This window comes from Nocardioides piscis (assembly GCF_011300215.1).
Classification (GTDB): Bacteria; Actinomycetota; Actinomycetes; order Propionibacteriales; family Nocardioidaceae; genus Nocardioides; species Nocardioides piscis.
Genome location: NZ_CP049866.1, coordinates 2488621 through 2504427, shown reverse-complemented (window position 1 = coordinate 2504427; position 15807 = coordinate 2488621). Strand labels below are relative to the sequence as shown.

Sequence of the window (15807 nt, the reverse complement as noted above, 5' to 3'; positions counted from 1 at the left end):
GTCCCGATCGACTAGACAGTCCAGATGACGATTGAACAGCGCGACGGGTTCGTCCAGGTCCGCGGCGCGCGGGAGCACAACCTGCGTGACGTCGACGTCGACCTCCCCCGCGACGCCATCGTCGCCTTCACCGGGGTCTCCGGCTCGGGGAAGTCGTCGCTGGCCTTCGGCACCCTGTATGCCGAGGCGCAGCGTCGCTACTTCGAGTCCGTGGCGCCATACGCCCGTCGCCTGCTGCACCAGGTCGGCGCCCCGCACGTGCAGGAGATCTCGGGCCTGCCGCCGGCGGTGGCCCTCCAGCAGCGCCGGGGGGCGGCGAGCTCGCGGTCCACGGTCGGGACCATCACCACGCTGTCCAACCTGCTGAGGATCCTCTATTCGCGGGCCGGCACATATCCCGCCGGTGCCGACCACCTCGCCGCCGAGGCGTTCTCGCCCAACACCGCCGCGGGCGCCTGCCCGGAATGTCACGGCCTCGGCGTCGTGCACGACGTGGCCGAGGACCTGCTCGTCCCCGACGTCTCGCTCAGCATCCGTGACGGCGCGATCGCCGCCTGGCCCGGCGCCTGGCAGGCGCACAACCTGCGACGCATCGTGAAGAACCTCGGCATCGACGTCGACCGCCCGTGGCGCGAGCTCGATCGCTCGGACCAGCAGTGGCTGCTCTTCACCGACGAGCAGCCCTCGGTGCTGATCCGGCCGCAGGACAAGGACGGAGGCGGTGGCCGGGACTACCACGGCACCTTCACCAGCGCCCGCCGCCACGTCCGCAAGGTGCTCGCCGGCTCACCGAGCGAGAAGATGCGCGACAAGATGCTCCAGTTCGTGCGTAGCACCTCCTGCCAGGCCTGCGCGGGCAGCGGCATCAGGGCCCAGGCCCTCGCGGTCACCTTCGCCGGGGTCTCGATCGCCGACGCCAACGCACTGCCGTTCACCGAGCTGGCCGACCTCCTGCGGCCGTCCGTCACTGATGACAGCGACGACGTCGCCGGGCGCATCACCGGCGACCTCGTGTCCCGGATCGAGGTGCTGCTCGGCCTCGGTCTCGGCTACCTGGCACTGGGCCGCAGCTCCACGACCCTCTCGCCGGGCGAGGCGCAACGCCTGCGGATCGCCACCCAGCTGCGCTCGGGTCTCTTCGGCGTCGTCTACGTCCTCGACGAGCCGTCCGCGGGGCTGCACCCGGCCGACGCCGAGCCGCTCCTCGACGTCCTCGACCGTCTCAAGGCGGCCGGCAACTCGCTCTTCGTCGTCGAGCACGACATGGACGTCGTACGCCGGGCCGACTGGGTCGTCGACATCGGACCCGCCGCAGGCGAGGGCGGCGGACGGGTGCTCTATTCCGGCCCGATCGCCGGCCTGGAGGAGGTCTCGGAATCGGCCACCAGCGCCCATCTCTTCGGACGGGTCGCGAAGTTCGAGCACGCACCCCGCACCCCTTCCCACTGGCTGCACCTCGGCGGCGTCTCGCGCCACAACCTCCAGAAGGTCACCCTCGACGTGCCGCTCGGCGCACTGACCGCCGTGACCGGCGTCTCCGGCTCCGGCAAGTCGACCCTCGTGGTGCAGGTGCTCGCCGAGGTCGTCCGCCGCCACCTGGGCCAGCCCCCGGTCGAGGCCGACGAGGAGCACGAGCACGACCCCGTGACCGGGGACGTTGAGGTGCTCGACGTCTCGGGCATCGACTCCTTCGACCGCCTCGTCGTGGTCGACCAACGCCCCATCGGCCGGACACCGAGGTCCAACCTGGCGACCTACACCGGCCTGTTCGATGCAGTTCGACGGCTCTATGCCGCCACCCCGCTCGCCAGGGAGCGCGGGTACGGCGCCGGCCGGTTCTCCTTCAACGTGGCCCAGGGACGGTGCGAGACCTGCCAGGGAGAGGGCTTCGTGTCGGTCGAGCTGGTGTTCCTCCCCAGCACCTATGCGCCGTGCCCGAGCTGTCACGGCGCCCGCTACAACGCCGAGACGCTGGAGGTGACCCACCGCGACCGCACGGTCGCCGACGTGCTCGCGATGTCGGTCGACGACGCGGCCGAGTTCCTGGGCGACACACCCGCGGCGGCACGTGGCCTGACGACGCTGCAGGAGGTCGGGCTGGGCTACCTCCGGCTGGGACAGCCTGCGACCGAGCTCAGCGGCGGTGAGGCGCAGCGGATCAAGCTCGCCACCGAGCTGCAGCGCGCCAACCGGGGCCACAGCCTGTATCTCCTCGACGAGCCGACCTCGGGCCTGCACCCGTCCGACACAGACCTCCTGCTGCGTCAGCTGCACCGGCTGGTGGACGCCGGCAACACCGTGGTCCTCGTCGAGCACGACCTCGACACCATCGCCACGGCCGACTGGGTCGTCGATCTCGGTCCGGGGGGCGGCGACGCCGGCGGCCGGGTGATCGCCTCCGGCACCCCGAGCGACGTCGCGCAGGCGGGCGTGGGCGTCACCGCGAAATACCTGGCGCGATACCTGGCGCGCCGCCTGGGCGGGTCGTGACGCTGCGCTGGCGCTCAGGCGTTCGCGTCGTCAAGACACATGATGTTGCCCTCGCTGTCCTTGAACCACGCGGCGCGCCCCATCCCCTCCATCGTCGCGACGTCGCCGTCCCACGTCACGCCCGGCATGTCGTAGTGCTCGAAGGAGACGCCCTTGGCCTTCAGGTCCTCCACCTCGGCATCGACGTCCTTGACGTGCCACTGTGCGATCGTGTGCCCCGCCTGACCGGCGTACTCGGTCTGGTAGAGGAAGAAGGTGGTGCCGCCACTGGTGGTGTAGACGAGGCCACCCGGGTTCTCCTCGGCGGGGGTGAGGCCGAGCACGTCGGCGTAGAAGCCGCGGGCCCGCTCCAGGTCGGCGGCTGGGACGTTGGCAGTGACCAGGCTGTCGGTGAGCATTGCTTCTCCTTGGGTCGTGGGGTCCCCGTCGCTCCCTGATACACCTGCTCGGGGCTCCGGTGTCGATCCGACGGACATTTCCCCAATAGACGTCAGGGCGGAGTCCTCTCCCTCAGCAGCAGCGTGCGCCGGGGGCGTGCTCACGCTCGTGGTCGCGGTGACGCTCGAACTCCCGGCGCGACATCGGCTCCTCCCCGCGCCGCGCGCACTCCTCGGCGTATTCGTCCCACTTGGCCTCGCCGGTGAGCTGCCGGACATACCAGCGCAGCGTGCGGGCAGCCTGCAGCACCCCGCTCATCGTCCACCCCCGCTCGGGATGCGGCCGTGGCCTGCGGCCTCCCACTCCCGCACGGCCTCCTTCTCCTCGGGCGTGGCGAAGAAGTCGGAGGGCGCGACGAGGTGCGACTCCTGCCACGGCACCTCGGTGGTGGGCAGGCCTCCCGCGCGCACGGCCTTGAACCAGATGAGGGCGGCATTGGCCACCACCACGATCACCAGGAGGGCGAAGGACGCCTGCAGGATCCCGTTCAGGGTGGAGTTGAAGACCACCTGCTCCATCTGCTCGACGCTGGTCGCCGGCGCCAGGACCTCGCCCGCGTCCAGCGCGTCGGCATAGCGCTCGCGCTGGGTGAAGTAGCCGATGGCCGGGTTGTCGGAGAACACCTTCTGATAGCTCGCGGTCATGGTCGTGACCAGGTCCCAGGCCAGGCCGATGCCCGGCACCCACGCCCACCTGACCTTGCCGTGCTTGATCAGCAGGGTCACGCACAGGGTCAGGGCGATCGCGGCGAGCAGCTGGTTGGCGATGCCGAAGAGCGGGAACAGCTGGTTGATCCCGCCCAGCGGGTCGGTGACACCGACGTACAGCATGTAGCCCCACAGGCCCACGACCACCGCGCTGGCCGACCACGAGGCCGGCTTCCAGGACAGGTCGGCGTACTTCGGCCACACGTTGCCGACCGTGTCCTGCAGCATGAACCGTCCGACCCGGGTCCCGGCGTCGACGGCAGTCAGGATGAACAGCGCCTCGAACATGATCGCGAAGTGATACCAGAAGGCGGCCAGCCCACCGCCGAAGGCCTCGGTGAAGACCTGGGACATGCCGTATGCCAACGTCGGAGCCCCACCCGTGCGGGAGATCAGCGTCTCCTCCTCGACCGCCGCAGCCGCTGCCGTGAGCTGGTCGGGGGTGATCGTGAAGCCCAGGCCGTTGACGAACTCCGCCGCGGTCGCCGGATCCGCCCCGGTGGCCCCTGCTGGGCTGTTGATCGCGAAGTAGAGGCCCGGGTCGATCACCGAGGCCGCGATCAGGGCGCTGATGGCCACGAACGACTCCATCAGCATCCCGCCATAGCCGATCATCCGGACCTGGCTCTCCTTCGCGACCATCTTGGGCGTGGTGCCCGACGCGATGAGCGCGTGGAAGCCCGACAGGGCGCCGCACGCGATCGTGATGAACACGAACGGGAAGAGCTTGCCGGCGAACACCGGGCCAGTGCCCTCGAGCGCGAAGTCGGAGACCGCGTCCTGCTGCAGGATCGGGTTGGCGAGCACGAGGCCGGCGGCCAGGAGCACGATCACGCCGATCTTCATGAACGTCGAGAGATAGTCGCGCGGGGTGAGGAGCATCCACACCGGCAGGATCGAGGCGACGAAGCCATAGACGACCAGCCCCAGCGTCAGCTGCTCCTTCGACAGGGTCAGCGCGTCCTCGAGCCCCATCTGCTCGACATAGCCACCACCGATGATCGCCAGCAACAGCAGCCCGACGCCGATCGCAGTGACCTCCGAGACGCGCCCCGGGCGCAGGGTCCGCAGGTAGAAGCCCATGAACAGCGCGATCGGGATCGTCAGGCTGATCGAGAAGACGCCCCAGGGCGACTCGGCGAGGGCGTTGACGACGACCAGCGCGAGCACGGCCAAGATGATGATCATGATCGCGAACACCGCGATCAGGGCTGCGATCCCGCCGACGACGCCGATCTCCTCGCGCACCATCTGGCCCAGGCTCTTGCCGTCGCGTCGCATCGAGAAGAACAGCACCACCATGTCCTGCACCGCACCGGCCAGGATGACTCCCACGATGATCCAGATCGTGCCGGGCAGATAGCCCATCTGCGCGGCCAGCACCGGGCCGACCAACGGCCCGGCCCCCGCGATCGCCGCGAAGTGGTGACCGAAGAGCACGTGCCGGTGCGTGACGTCGAAGTCGCGGCCGTTGTCGTGACGCTCCGCCGGCGTTGCGCGGGTGTCGTCGACACCCAGGACGCGGTAGGCGATGAACCGGGCATAGAAGCGATAGGCGATGGCATAGGACGACAGGGCAGCGAAGAGGATCCACAGCGCCGAGACCTCCTCCCCCGCGAGAGGGCGAGGACTGCCCAGCAGATCGCCCCGACGATCGCGACTGCCGACCAGACGGCTATCGACTTCGGTGTCATCCGCGAGCTGCTCGTCGGGCCCGGGGGCGGGGGTCGTACGTCGACTGGCTGGCCATGGCGCGTCCTCCTCCTGCGCGGGCGCGCCCCGGCGGGCCGCGATCCCTAGCCTGTTCTCTACTCCTCCGGCGCCCGTCAGGACAAGGGGCTGCGCTCCACGGGTTGGCGCAGGATGGTCCGCAGCTTCGACGGCTCGACCCTGCGGGCGTCACTGAGATAGATCTCGTGGTGCTTGCCGGTCATCCGCAGGCCGGCGCCCGGGATGAACTCGTCGTGCAGCTCGGCGAGCACGTCCGCCTCGTCGTCGTAGGAGCCGATGTGGAGCGTCTGCACGCAGGTGTTCTCCTCGAGGGTCTCGAGCCTGACCCCGCCGAGGCTGGCGGGAGGATCCTTCTTCGCGAGCATGGCGACGGCGTCGCCGTACATCTCGTCAGTGACCCAGTCCGGGACCATGAGCATCGCCGTCCAGCTCCACTTCGACTTGTCCCGGGCCGAGGTGAAGACCTTCATGTCGGGTGCCCACCACAACGCCTCCAGCGGCGGCACGACGTAGTCGCGGTCCAGCTCCTGCTTGCTCGCGAACTTGAGCTTGTAGGCCAACGGATAGAGCGCCTCCAGCGCGTCGGCATACTCCCCGCCACTGTTCGGGTCGCCTCGGCCGTCGACCATGAGGTAGCGCATCGGCGCGACGTCGAGGACCAGGAACTCCCCGTGCCGTGCCTGATAGCTCTCGAGCGTCTTCTTGAAGTCCGTCTTGTCCATCGTCCCCGTCCTCGCGCCCTGCCCCGACCGCCACAATGGCCCGATGCAGTCCACCAGCAAACCTATGGCAGCACGAGCAGCACGTGCAGCACTCCTCTGCACAGTGCTCGGCCTCACTCCGCTGTCCGCCACGGCTGCCGTCGAGCGCGAGCCCCGCACCTGGCGGGTCGGCCCGGACAGGTCGCTCGCGACCCCCAGCGCCGCCGCTGCGGTCGCCGGCGACGGTGACACGGTCCTGATCGACGCCGGCAGCTACGTCGGTGACGTGGCGACCTGGACCCAGGACGACCTGACCCTTCGCGGTGAAGGCGGCCGTGCCCACCTGCGCGCTGACGGGCAGAGCGCCCAGGACAAGGCGATCTGGGTGATCGCCGGCGACCGAACCACGGTGGACCGCATCGAGTTCAGTGGGGCGACCGTGCCCGACCAGAACGGCGCGGGCATCCGCCAGGAGGGCGCCGGGCTCACCGTCACCCGCAGCTGGTTCCACGACAACCAGAACGGCATCCTGTCCGGCGCCAACCCCGAGAGCGACATCGTGATCCGTCGCTCCCGGTTCTTCCGCAGCGGCGCCGGTGACGGCTACACCCACAACCTCTACATCGGCGCCGTGCGCTCGTTGACGGTGACGGGCAGCTTCCTGTGGGGTGCCGACGTCGGCCACGAGCTGAAGTCGCGCGCGGCCACCAACACCATCGTCGGCAACCGGATCACCGACGCCGACGCGACCGCGAGCTATTCGATCGACCTGCCCAACGGCGGCCGCTCGCTGGTCGCGGGCAACACCATCATCCAGGGGCCCAGCTCGGAAAACTCAACCCTGATCTCGTATGGCGCTGAGGGACTCACCAACGCCTCGAGCCGGTTGTGGGTCGTGAACAACACCCTGGTCAACCGTCGTTCGACCGGCACCTACGTCGGCCTCGCCGCGGGCAGCAGGGCCGACCTTCGCACCAACCTCCTCGTCGGGCCGGGAGCCCTCACCGACCTCACCGGGGTCTCGTCCCGCGCCAACCACCGGGTGGGGCTGCGCGGCTTCGTCGATCCCGCCGACGACGACTTCAGGCTGCGGCCCGGCTCACCCGCGGTCGACCGAGGTGCGAGGCTGCCGAGGCGCTGGCGCGCCCGCTGGGAATACGTCCACCCGACCCGGCAGGTGCCTCGCCCCCAGATCGGTCGGATCGACCTCGGGGCCTTCGAGCGGCAATGACCCCCCGGTCTGGCGAGGACCGGCCCGGCCGTCAGAGCAGGCCGGACTTCTTCCTCCCCGGATAGGAGGTCGCGTCGTAGGGGTCGGTGCCCTGCGCCTTCTCCTTCGCGTTGGAGTGCCCGTCGCCGTCGATGTCGGAGTCGCAGGCGTCCCCTGCCCCGTCCTCGTCCCGGTCCGACTGGTCAGCGTTCGGTTGACGGACGCAGTTGTCCGAGCTGTCGGCGACCCCGTCGGAGTCGCGGTCGACACCGGGTGCCGTGTGCACGACAGTGCGGACGTCGGTGGCGAGCACCTCGTCGTCCTGGGTCCAGACGGTCGTGACCTCGTGCGATCCGTGGGGCACCGTCACGTCCAGGGCGAAGTCGTCCGGGCCGTTGCTGGACTCCACGTCCTGGCTGCCTGCGGCTGCGCCGTCGACATAGACCGTCACCTTCTCGTCGGACGGCAGCGGGCAGCCCGCGCTCCCCGGACCGGAGACGTCCGGGCAGGCGTCCGAGTCGTCCGGGACGCCGTCACTGTCGGTGTCGGGACGCTCGCCGCCACCTCCGCTGTCGGTCGCCACGACGGTCGCGAGGAGGGTGTAGCTCGTCGACGGGACCCCGAGGACCAGGTAGGGGTCGACCCGGATGTCGAGCGTGCCCTCGACGTCCTCGAGCACGACCCGCTCGGGCTGCCCGGCCGACGCCGCCTGGCCCTGGACGGCCCCGGTGACATACATGTCGAGGTCGCTCGCGTCCGGCCAGCTGAGCAGGAGCTCGACCGTGCTCTTCTCGGGGACGTCGAGGCTGAAGGTGTGCCCTGCCCCGCCGGTGACGCCGAGGGTGCTGTCGGCCACGGTGAACGTGTTGCCGTCCGGCTGCTCGAGGACGGTCGAGTCGAGCACGCCCGAGGCGGCCGGTCCGTCGCTCGAGGACGAGAGACCGGTGGTCGTGCCGTCGGGCTCACCCTGCGGTGCGGCCACCCCCACCGCGCCCTGGTCCGGCGCCCGGTCGTCGGCGACGACGGTCCACATGTTCGACGGCGAGCGATAGCTGGTGAGGGCGAAGACGTCGTACGGCGCGTCGATCCTGGCCTGTGACAGGTAGCTGCGCGGGATGCGGAAGGTCACGGTGTTGGCCGAGGGGTCCCACTGCGACCACTCGCTCGGCAGGTTGGTCTCCATCGAGTGGTCGTAGGTGACCACTCCGGCGGGGTCTCGCGGGTCGGGGATCGTCGACTCGATCTCCCGACCACCGATGCTCACGCCATACTTCGCCGGACTGACGGCGTCCTCGGGCCAGAGCTGGCTCACCTTGACGGTGGCGACGACGTCGAGGTCGCTCACCTCGACCTGCAGGTTCAGCAGGTCGGTCACGGGGGTGAGGGAGTCGCTGTCGGGGTCGTCGTGGGAGACGGTCGATGACGTGGGCGGCGCGTCCAACGGCCGGCGCTCGACCGTGCCCGCGACGTGCACGTGTCCGTCGGCGGTCTCGGCACCATGAGCAGGGGTGGCGACCGTCAGGACGGGATCGGTCGTCGCGACCGGATCCGGCGTCCAGTCCGTGCGTGCGCCCGGGACGAGCCCGACGTCGGGCTGGGGACAGTCGAACACGGATCCGGTCGAGGAGGCATAGAGGTGGTCGTCGGGGTGCTGCACCTGGAAGGAGTTGGAGCCGTCGCCGGCCACGTCGTTGGCCTCCTGGTGGTCGCTCTCGCTGACTGCGCCGTCACCGTCGACGTCGAGGTAGCGGCTCATCCGCGTGGCGAACGCCTCCACGTTGAGGGTCGAGACGCACTTGCTCTGTCCGGGCGGGTCGGCGCTGTAGGCCATGATGTCGTTGGTGGGAACGGGCCCCCACTCCCCCTCGGCCCCGTCCCCGACGTGTCCGAGCGTCAGGCAGTGACCGGTCTCGTGCAGGACGAGGTCGAACAGCGAGAACGTGTCGGTCTTGCCCGGCACCGGGTCGATCGCACCGTTGACCGAGAAGCAGACGTTGCCGCCGGCGCCGCCGCAGTCCTCGACGTAGTAGCCGCCGCCCTCGCCGTGGTGCCCGTCATAGCCGGGCATCCCCTCCCAGGTGTCGAGGGAGAACGGGTTGGGGATGTTGTGGCAGGGAGCCCCGTTCTCGTCGAAGACGCCGAGCTCGTCGGTCAGGTAGGTCGGGTCGACCCCGATGCCGATGCCACCGACCGGGTTGGTGGCCAGGATGACGATCTCCGGGTCGTAGAGCGGGTAGGTGCTCGGCTCCTCGCCCTCGCTGAGGCTGACGACGTCGGGCGAGATGTGGAAGTCCACCCCGTCCCGCAGCCAGTCGAGCCCCATCTCGCCGGAGAGGTAGTCGATGCCGCCCTCCCACGCCTCGGCGGCCTGTCGCATGATCCGCAGGTCGCGCTCGGCGGTGGGCGAGGCGGGGACGAGGACCGCGACGTCGATCTTCGGGGAGTCCAGCGTGTTCAGACCGACCTTGCCGTGGAAGCAGTCGTTGTCGGGGTTGTCCCTGCTCATGTCCTTGATGCAGCCGGGCGGCAGGTTCTTGTCCCCGAAGTAGGGACCGACGTAGTCGGCCCCCGGACCGGCCGTTGCGGTGGCCGTGAGCCCCGCGGCTGCGACGAGGACTGAGGCGGCGAGGAGTGCTGGACCCTGATGCATGTGAGGTGAAACTCATCATGCCCCGATTGGTTACGGGCCCGGACTCAGCGCCAGCCCAGACCCGGGGCGACGTCCTCGAGGACAGACCTGAGCAGGTGGGCGTTGTAGTCCACGCCCAGCTGGTTGGGCACGGTCAGCAGCACGGTGTCAGCGGCAGCGACCGCCTCGTCCGCGAGCAGCTCCTCGACGAGACGGTCGGGCTCGGCGGCAAAGCTGCGACCGAACACTGCGCGCATCGTGGGCTCGATCTGCCCGAACTGGTCCTGGCTGCGGCCCTCGTGACCGAAGTAGGCACGGTCGAGGTCGGTGGTGATCGGCATGATCGAACGGCTCACCGACACGCGCGGCTCGTGGACGTGCCCGGCCTCACGCCAGGCGTCGCGGAACGTCTCGATCTGCTTGCGCTGCTGGATGTGGAACGGTTCGCCGCTCTCGTCGGCCTTGAGGGTCGAGCTCATGAGGTGCATGCCCTGCTCCCCCGCCCAGCGGGCGGTGGAGTCCGAGGCCGCCCCCACCAGATCCGCTCCCTCAGACCCTCCGAGTGCGGCTCCAGGCGCAGCAGCCCGGGCGGGTTGGGGAACATCGGGCGCGGGTTGGGCTCGGCGAACCCCTGGCCCCTGAGCACCTCGAGGAAGACGGCGGTGTGCCTGCGGGCCATGTCGGCGGGCTCCTCGCCTTCCGCAGGGGCATAGCCGAAGTAGCGGAACCCGTCGATCACCTGCTCCGGTGACCCCCGGCTGATCCCGAGCTGCAGTCGACCGCCGGCGATCAGGTCGGCGGCGCCCGCGTCCTCGGCCATGTAGAGCGGGTTCTCGTAACGCATGTCGATGACGCCGGTGCCGATCTCGATCCGTGTGGTGCGCGCGCCGATCGCGGCGAGCAGCGGGAAGGGCGAGGCCAGCTGACGGGCGAAGTGGTGCACCCGGAAGTACGCCCCGTCCGCTCCCAGCTCCTCCGCGGCGACCGCCAGCTCGATCGACTGCAGCAGCGCGTCCGACGCCGTCCGGACCTGGGAGTGCGGCGAGTCGGTCCAGTGGCCGAAGTTGAGGAATCCGATCTTCTTCACGAAGGCTGCAACGCGGGCAGGGCGCGGATGTTCCCGCGCGTGACTGCCGCGAGGGCACGCTCAGGAGCGGATCCTGTCCTGGTAGTCGCCCAGGGCCTGCGCGACCCGGACCCTCTCCTCGCTCAGTGCGTCGAGGATCGTGGCGATGTGGTCGGGGTCCGAGTCCTCGGCGGCACCCTCGAGGTCCGCGGCCAGGCCGCTGAGCCGGTGGGCGCCGAAGTTCGCCGCCGTTCCCTTCATGCCGTGGGCCAGCGCCTTGAGCTGCTTGCAGTCGCCCGTCGCATGGACACGCCGCATCTCCTCGGTGCGGGTCGCGGCGTTGGCGACGTATCTGTCGATGACCTCGTTGAAGAAGTAGTCGTCGTCGAGGTCGGCACGCAGAGCGTCCACCACTGCCCCGTCGAGCGCCGAGCCGGGCTGCACCTCTGGCACGGCCTCTCGGACCGCGTCGCGGGCGGCCGGCCGGCAGCTGGCGAGTGCGGCGACGAGCTGGGTGGCACGCAGCGGCTTGCTGAGGTAGTCGTCCATGCCGGCCGCGAGGCAGACGTCGCGATCCTCGGCGAGCGCGTTTGCCGTCAGGGCCACGATGTGGGGCTGGCTGCCGGACGGCAGCTGGCCACGGATCTGTCGGGTGGCCTCCAGGCCGTCCATCTCCGGCATCTGGACGTCCATCAGCACGACGTCGTAGTGCTGGCGGTGGATCGCGTCGAGGACCTCCAGGCCGTTGGCGGCGACGTCCGGCCGATAGCCGAGGCGCTGCAGCATGCCCAGAGCGACCTTCTGGTTGATCACGTTGTCCTCCGCCACGAGGATCTTCAGCTTGCCCGAGCCGTTGCGGACCGCCAGCCCGTCGACCTCCGCCACCGCAGGCGGCGGCGTGCCGTCGATCGCCTCCACGAGCGCGTTCGCCAACACCGAGGGCTTGACCGGCTTGGTGATGTGGACCGCGCGTCCGAGGTCGCCCGTGCGCCGGGCACTGCTGCTCACCGAGGCCAGCAGGATGAGCGGCAGGTCCCGACCGTGGGGGGTCTCCCGCAACGACCGCGCCAGGTCGGCACCGCCCATCCCCGGCATGTGCAGGTCCACGACAGCCACCGCGTAGTGCCGGCCCTCACCGACCCACTGCAACGCCGTCAACGGGTCGCCCGTGTCCTCGAGCTCCACCCCCCACGGGTCCAGCTGGTGTCGGAGGATCCGGCGGTTGGTGTCGCTGTCGTCGACCACCAGGATCCGCATCCCGGACAGCAGCTCGGCCCTCCTGTGGAGACCGTCCAGTCCCGTGGGGCCCTCGGCCGCCTCGAGCTGGATGGTGAAGTAGAAGGTCGACCCCTCGCCGGTCCGGCTCTCCACCCACATCCGGCCGCCCATCGCCTCCACCAGGCGACGGCTGATGGTCAGGCCCAGGCCTGTTCCGCCGACGGCCCTGGTCGTCGAGGCGTCTGCCTGGGTGAAGGACTCGAAGATCGTGTCCACGTTGTCCGCCGAGATGCCGATCCCTGTGTCACACACCTCGAAGCGGAGGCTTCCGGGCTCGTCGTCGCACGACACCGACAACAAGACCTCTCCGCGACTGGTGAACTTCACCGCGTTCGTGAGCAGGTTGACCAGGACCTGCCGGAGTCGGGTGAGGTCACCCAGGACGACGGCCGGGCAGTCGTGGTCGTTGACGTAGAGGAGCTCCAGGCCCTTCGCAGAAGCCTGCGGAGCGACCAGGTCGACAGCTGACTCGATGCACTCGAGGAGCTCGAACGGGCTCGTCTCGAGCTCGATCTTGCCGGCGTCGACCTTGGAGAAGTCGAGGATGTCGTTCACGAGCGCGAGCAGGTTCTCACCCGCGCCACGAACGATCTCCAGCTGCTCGGTCTGCTGGGGTGTCAGGTCGGAGTCGAGGACGATGCCTGACATCCCGATGATCGCGTTCATCGGGGTCCGGATCTCGTGGCTCATCGTGGCCAGGAACTCCGAGCGCGCTTCACCGACACGTCGGAGGTCCAGGTTGGCCTGACGCAGCTGCGCCCCGGTGTGCTCGAGCTGCGCGGCGAGCCGCCTCTGCTCGCGAAGGTCGCCCGCGAGGAGCGCCAGCCGCAGGATGACGAGCGCGAAACCGCCTGCTGCCATGAACAACAAGATCGCCGAGCTGTGGTCGCTGAAGCCCTCCATGACCAGGGGCACCACAGCCGACAGGTAGAGGACGAAGAGTCGCCCTCGCCGGGCCAGGCCCTGGTCCCCCGGCGCCGCCGGCAGACGTGGACCTCCGTCCGCACCGCGCCCGTCCAGCAGCCGCGGCAGCGACGGGTGGGCGACCATCGCCGCCAGGCTGGTGTTGGCAACCATCCACGTCACGAAGAGGGGCGTGCCGTAGTCGAACGTGCCCGCGGCGCTCTGGACGCCATAGGCGACGTCGCCCGCGATCTGTGGTGCCAGCCAGCCGAGCAGGAGCAACCCGGCGAGGCCCGAGCGCGCCATCCGGTCGATGACGACCCGGGCTGCGAGGCCGCACATCACCAGGTTGATGGCCGGATAGAGCAGGGCGACGGCGGTCGCGGGACCGGGTGCCCGCGCCTCCAGGCTCGGCACCACGACGAACACCCACAGGACGGCCGACAGCGCCGTGGTCACGATGAGCGCATCGATCACCGCCACCCGCGCCTCGACGTCCCTGCCGACCGTACCGGCATGGAGGACGCTCACCAGGAAGACCACGAACACGCCGTAGTCGAGGAAGAACCCCAGGTCGATCAGCGAGGGGAAGTCCAGCTCCCAGCCGAGGACGACCGGTCCCAGGTACCACGCTGCCAGCAGGACCAGATAGCTCGTCTGTGCCACCAGGAGGAGGAGAAGCGGGATCCGTGCCTGCCCCGAGGACCGGCGCCAGCGGACGGCAGTCACGACGACGGCCAGGGTGCAGGGGAGGAACCAGGCACCCAGCTGCGCGGGGCTGTCCTGGGGGGATGTCAGGAAGACCAGGACCGCCGCCGCGCCCACGGCGAGGCACAGGAACGACCAACGCCTACTCTCCAGCCGGTCCATGGCTCAACTTCCCGGTCAACAGGACATGTCGCACGAGGGTAGGCCACCGGAGCCCGTCGCGCAGCGGTCCAGCGAGGAACGCGCCATCAACGTCATACGATGACCGCGATCCCCATGGTCCAGCCCCTCACCGAGTCCCCGCGCAGACTGCTGCTGGTCGTCGACGCTCCCTCGCTGCTGCACCGCAACCACCATGCGCGGGCGCACACCCAGCTGCGCGATCGCGCCGGTCGTCCGGCGTGGGCGCTCCACGGGATGCTGCGCCAGATCCTGGAGTCGATCGACGGCTTCGCCCCGGACGCGGTGATCTTCGGGCTCGACGACCGGACCTCGTCGATGCGTCGCGAGCGCTACCCCGACTACAAGGCCGGGCGGGCCGAGAAGCACCCCCAGCTGGTCGACCAGCTCGAGCGTGCGGGTGCGCTCCTCGATGCACTCGGCCTGGCCACCCTCACTCCGCCCGGTCTCGAGGCCGACGACGTCAACGCATCGGGTGCCGCGTGGGCGGTCCGCCACGGCTGGAACTGCGTCATCATCACCTCCGACCGCGATGCCTTCGCCCACATCAGCGACCACACGCAGGTGCTGCGGCTGATCGACGGCGGCATCAACGGGTCTCCGCTGCTCAACCCCAAGCGCCTACGCGCGTTGTATGGCGTCGCGGCGCACAACTACCTGGCCTACGCCGCGCTTCGTGGTGACTCCAGCGACAACCTGCCCGGCGTCACCGGGATCGGCGAGAAGTCGGCCGCCGTGCTGCTCGAGGTGGCCGGCACCATGGAGGCCGCGTGGGCCGACATCGAGCACAACCAGGGACGCTCGCTGGCCGGGGCGCTCGACTCATGGGCCCAGGAGACCGGCGCCCGCAGGCTGGGCGCAGCCGTGGTGCGCCGGCTCTCGACGCCGGAGGCCCGCGAGCGCTGGGACTTCAACGTCGAGATGATGTCGGGGCGCGACGACCTGGAGCTCGGGCTGACCCCCGACGTCCCCGGCACCCCCGGGCTGCTCCCGCTCGACATCGACCGGGTGAACCGCGTCGTGGGGTTCCTCGACGTGCAGGCGACCACCGACGCCGCCATACGCATCCTCACCGGCGATCCGGCGTCCCTCTCGGGTCGCTGACGCTGTCGGGTCGCTGGTGGACATCGAGGCGGAGCAGGCGGGCGAACAGGTCGACGCACGGGCCGAGGAGCAGGATCACGGCCAGGGTGCCGGCGCCGACGGTGGCCCCCAGCAACCAGCCGACGAGTGCGCCCCCGCCCTGCACCGCGCTGTAGCTCCAGCGGAAGGGCAGGGGCGGGTCCCAGGCCAGCGCGGCCGCCTCGGCGGGCCCGGCGCCGGTGTGGCTGCCGAGATAGACCGCGATCCCGATGGCCAGGACCGGGAACGCCGCCACGAGGAGTGCAATCCGTGCCGGCCAGCTGTCGGGGGTCTCGAGGACCGCGAAGAGCAACGACACGGTCACGCCGACGACGACGACCTGCACCACGGTGCCGACACCGGGATAGACGCGCCGGGCGGCGGCCACCAGGAGGAAGGCGACGCTGACGAGCAGGTTGGCGATCCAGAACGCCATCCCCGTGCCCAGCGCGAGGCCGTTGACGAGCGTGGAATATCCGTCCGACCCCAGGTCGGCGGTCAGGAGCATCGCGACCCCCGTGCCGAGCACCAGGCAACCGAGGAAGAGCATCAGCAGCTGGCGCAGCGAGTAGGGCACGGCGCACAGCATGCCAAAGCGAGACGCCGGGCCGGCCACCGTCACGGTGGCCGGCCCGGCGCTCAGG

The 15807-nt window shown here is 70.0% G+C and carries 13 protein-coding genes; 4 read left to right on the top strand and 9 right to left on the bottom strand.

The features are described 5' to 3' along the window. Positions 1-24: 24 nt before the first annotated feature. Positions 25-2490 (top strand): excinuclease ABC subunit UvrA, encoded by a 2466-nt coding sequence (locus G7071_RS12315; protein WP_166319199.1) that lies wholly within the window; start codon positions 25-27, stop codon positions 2488-2490. 14 nt (positions 2491-2504) lie between these two features. On the opposite strand, the gene G7071_RS12310 is transcribed toward G7071_RS12315, so the two are convergent. The 3 genes from G7071_RS12310 to G7071_RS12300 all read right to left on the bottom strand — a co-directional run bounded on the left by G7071_RS12310 (position 2505) and on the right by G7071_RS12300 (position 5195). Further along, entirely contained in the window at positions 2505-2888 is a 384-nt protein-coding gene (locus G7071_RS12310; protein WP_166319196.1) for a VOC family protein, read from the bottom strand. Between the two features lie 112 nt (positions 2889-3000). After that, entirely contained in the window at positions 3001-3186 is a 186-nt protein-coding gene (locus tag G7071_RS12305; RefSeq protein ID WP_166319193.1) for a YbdD/YjiX family protein, read from the bottom strand. After that, positions 3183-5195, bottom strand: a complete 2013-nt coding sequence (locus G7071_RS12300) for a carbon starvation CstA family protein (RefSeq protein ID WP_246210642.1) — start codon at positions 5193-5195, stop codon at positions 3183-3185. Before G7071_RS12300 ends, G7071_RS12305 begins: the two co-directional genes overlap by 4 nt. Between G7071_RS12300 and G7071_RS19320 the strand changes: the two genes are divergently transcribed. Further along, positions 5082-5435: a hypothetical protein gene (locus G7071_RS19320; protein ID WP_246209989.1), complete on the top strand. Its 354-nt coding sequence runs from the start codon at positions 5082-5084 to the stop codon at positions 5433-5435. The two genes, G7071_RS12300 and G7071_RS19320, sit on opposite strands and share 114 nt — an antisense overlap. A 26-nt stretch (positions 5436-5461) precedes the next feature. Here the strand turns inward: G7071_RS19320 and G7071_RS12295 are convergent, their stop codons facing one another. Further along, positions 5462-6088 (bottom strand): GyrI-like domain-containing protein, encoded by a 627-nt coding sequence (locus G7071_RS12295; protein WP_166319190.1) that lies wholly within the window; start codon positions 6086-6088, stop codon positions 5462-5464. A 43-nt stretch (positions 6089-6131) separates the two neighbouring features. On the opposite strand from G7071_RS12295, the gene G7071_RS12290 reads away from it, so the two are divergent. Next, entirely contained in the window at positions 6132-7298 is a 1167-nt protein-coding gene (locus tag G7071_RS12290; RefSeq protein ID WP_166319187.1) for a choice-of-anchor Q domain-containing protein, read from the top strand. 31 nt (positions 7299-7329) lie between these two features. On the opposite strand, the gene G7071_RS18720 is transcribed toward G7071_RS12290, so the two are convergent. Genes G7071_RS18720 through G7071_RS12275 form a run of 4 tightly spaced genes read right to left on the bottom strand, consistent with a single transcriptional unit; the run spans position 7330 to position 14023 of the window. Continuing rightward, positions 7330-9927: a thrombospondin type 3 repeat-containing protein gene (locus G7071_RS18720; protein WP_206062785.1), complete on the bottom strand. Its 2598-nt coding sequence runs from the start codon at positions 9925-9927 to the stop codon at positions 7330-7332. Positions 9928-9971: 44 nt separating this feature from the next. Further along, positions 9972-10385, bottom strand: a complete 414-nt coding sequence (locus G7071_RS19315; protein ID WP_246209987.1) for a hypothetical protein — start codon at positions 10383-10385, stop codon at positions 9972-9974. Further along, positions 10382-10993 carry an LLM class flavin-dependent oxidoreductase gene (locus G7071_RS19310; protein WP_246209986.1) on the bottom strand — a complete coding sequence of 204 codons (612 nt, stop codon included), beginning with the start codon at positions 10991-10993 and terminating at the stop codon, positions 10382-10384. The genes G7071_RS19315 and G7071_RS19310 overlap by 4 nt, the downstream gene beginning before the upstream one ends. 60 nt (positions 10994-11053) lie before the next feature. After that, positions 11054-14023 (bottom strand): hybrid sensor histidine kinase/response regulator, encoded by a 2970-nt coding sequence (locus tag G7071_RS12275; RefSeq protein WP_166319185.1) that lies wholly within the window; start codon positions 14021-14023, stop codon positions 11054-11056. A 99-nt stretch (positions 14024-14122) separates the two neighbouring features. On the opposite strand from G7071_RS12275, the gene G7071_RS12270 reads away from it, so the two are divergent. Further along, entirely contained in the window at positions 14123-15145 is a 1023-nt protein-coding gene (locus tag G7071_RS12270; protein ID WP_246209985.1) for a 5'-3' exonuclease, read from the top strand. Here the strand turns inward: G7071_RS12270 and G7071_RS12265 are convergent. After that, complete coding sequence (locus G7071_RS12265; protein WP_166319182.1) at positions 15111-15740, bottom strand: DUF6198 family protein; 630 nt, start codon at positions 15738-15740, stop codon at positions 15111-15113. The two genes, G7071_RS12270 and G7071_RS12265, sit on opposite strands and share 35 nt — an antisense overlap. Positions 15741-15807: the final 67 nt, after the last annotated feature.

Coding starts and splice junctions, on each gene's coding strand:
- G7071_RS12315 (WP_166319199.1), top strand. CDS start 25: ATGACGATTGAACAGCGCGACGGGTTCGTCCAGGTCCGCGGCGCGCGG.
- G7071_RS12310 (WP_166319196.1), bottom strand. CDS start 2,888: ATGCTCACCGACAGCCTGGTCACTGCCAACGTCCCAGCCGCCGACCTG.
- G7071_RS12305 (WP_166319193.1), bottom strand. CDS start 3,186: ATGAGCGGGGTGCTGCAGGCTGCCCGCACGCTGCGCTGGTATGTCCGG.
- G7071_RS12295 (WP_166319190.1), bottom strand. CDS start 6,088: ATGGACAAGACGGACTTCAAGAAGACGCTCGAGAGCTATCAGGCACGG.
- G7071_RS12290 (WP_166319187.1), top strand. CDS start 6,132: ATGCAGTCCACCAGCAAACCTATGGCAGCACGAGCAGCACGTGCAGCA.
- G7071_RS18720 (WP_206062785.1), bottom strand. CDS start 9,927: ATGCATCAGGGTCCAGCACTCCTCGCCGCCTCAGTCCTCGTCGCAGCC.
- G7071_RS19315 (WP_246209987.1), bottom strand. CDS start 10,385: ATGAGCTCGACCCTCAAGGCCGACGAGAGCGGCGAACCGTTCCACATC.
- G7071_RS12275 (WP_166319185.1), bottom strand. CDS start 14,023: ATGGACCGGCTGGAGAGTAGGCGTTGGTCGTTCCTGTGCCTCGCCGTG.
- G7071_RS12270 (WP_246209985.1), top strand. CDS start 14,123: ATGACCGCGATCCCCATGGTCCAGCCCCTCACCGAGTCCCCGCGCAGA.